Below are 1,220 nucleotides of genomic sequence, written 5' to 3'. Positions count from 1 at the left end.
GGGTAGAGCGGGTGAGCCTGCGCCAGATCCAGCACACGCTGCTTCAACTCCGGCAACACACCAGCATTACCATCAGCACCAGCAATCAAAGCCTGCGCAATAATCTCCGCAACCTCGCCAAACGCAGCCTCCGAGAAACCACGAGTCGCCAACGCCGGAGTACCAATACGCAACCCCGACGTCACCATCGGCGGACGCGGATCAAACGGCACCGCATTACGATTCACCGTGATCTCCACCTGCGCCAACAAATCCTCAGCCTGCTGGCCATCAAGCTCCGAATGACGCAAATCAACCAAAACCAAATGCACATCCGTGCCACCGGTCAACACGCTAATGCCCTTGGCAGCCACATCAGCCTGGCCCAAACGCTCAGCCAAAATCCGCGACCCAGCCAAGGTCCGCGCCTGACGCTCCTTGAACTCCGCCGACCCAGCAATCTTGAACGCCACAGCCTTACCAGCAATCACATGCTCCAACGGGCCACCCTGCTGACCAGGGAACACCGCCGAATTGATCTTCTTGGCAATATCAGCATCATTGGTCAAGATAATGCCGCCACGCGGACCGGCAAGAGTCTTATGCGTCGTGGAGGTCACCACATGCGCATACTTCACCGGCGAAGGATGCAACCCAGCAGCCACCAAACCAGCAAAATGCGCCATATCCACAAACAAGTACGCACCGACCTTGTCAGCGATCTCACGGAAACGAGCGAAGTCCAACTGACGAGGATACGCCGACCAACCAGCAACAATCATCTTCGGCTGGCTCTCCACGGCGAGGCGCTCCACCTCATCCATGTCCACCTCGTAGGTCTCTTCATTCACACCATAAGGAACGATGTTAAAGAGACGACCCGAGAAGTTGATCTTCATCCCGTGGGTCAGGTGACCACCATGAGCCAAGTTCAGACCCATGACCGTATCGCCCGGGCGAACCAGCGCGTGGAACACCGAAGCATTAGCCTGCGCACCGGAATGCGGCTGCACATTGGCATACTCCGCACCGAACAGAGCCTTCAAACGCTCAATCGCCAACGTCTCGATAACGTCAACCTCTTCGCAACCACCGTAATAACGGCGGCCCGGGTAACCCTCGGCGTACTTGTTGGTCAGCACCGAACCCTGCGCCTGCATCACAGCCTGCGCGGTATGGTTCTCCGAAGCGATCATCTCCAGACCACGCTGCTGACGAGCGAGCTCGGCATCGATCCGCTG

1 protein-coding gene is annotated in these 1,220 nt (G+C 57.8%); it reads right to left on the bottom strand.

Annotated elements, in window-relative coordinates; translation table 11 throughout:
• Window positions 1-1,220: serine hydroxymethyltransferase (gene glyA / locus CQ017_RS17775; RefSeq protein ID WP_105554817.1), on the bottom strand; the 1,220-nt coding region annotated here is incomplete at both ends.

This window comes from Arthrobacter sp. MYb224 (genome assembly GCF_002975455.1).
Taxonomy (GTDB): Bacteria; Actinomycetota; Actinomycetes; order Actinomycetales; family Micrococcaceae; genus Glutamicibacter.
The sequence above is the reverse complement of the archived record's forward strand: the minus strand, read 5'-3'. Positions and strand labels throughout refer to the sequence as shown.